The organism is Paenibacillus sp. P4_E11 (assembly GCF_056401635.1).
Genome location: NZ_JBFUIX010000721.1, coordinates 1 through 545, shown reverse-complemented (window position 1 = coordinate 545; position 545 = coordinate 1). Strand labels below are relative to the sequence as shown.

Genomic DNA, 545 nt, shown 5'->3' with positions numbered 1-545 from the left:
ACCTTGAACGGGTCAGATCCTATAGTGAAGAACAAAAACACGGAATCGGAAAAAAAGTTATTGATCTAATACAAAATAGCTTTATGAGTGAACTCGAATTTAATAGATCTTGGTTATTACATTTATTTTCAAAAAGTGATGAGTGGAATAATCAAGAATACTTTCCCGAACTTTTGAAGAAATATGATGATAATTTTACTACAAGAGAACTCATATTAAATATTGGAAGATCAAAAAAATACCGTTATTTTAGGGAGAACAAATTTAATAATATTACAGATCCATGGGTAAAAAGAGCTTTTTTGGTCGCGTTTAGTTGTTTGCCTCAAGACGAGAGAAATCCGTACTATAAATCTAGAAGTTTAACCCAGAGAGACGTTTTAGAGAAAGTTGTAGAGAAATGGGCACAGAAAAACCCCTTTTAGTCATTCATTGAAGTCAGGGTATGTCAGGATCGTTATAGGAAAGGGATGCAAGCCTGTATTTGTTAATCTAAAAACATTCAATAGGAACACTTGTGCGGAAAAATAAATAAAGGTAAAATA

The 545-nt window shown here is 32.1% G+C and carries 1 protein-coding gene; it reads left to right on the top strand.

All coding sequences use genetic code 11. The features are described from left to right. The coding region (locus tag AC1DWB_RS37115) for a hypothetical protein (protein WP_477546021.1) at positions 1-425 on the top strand (425 nt) is incomplete at its 5' end. Positions 426-545 lie beyond the last annotated feature (120 nt).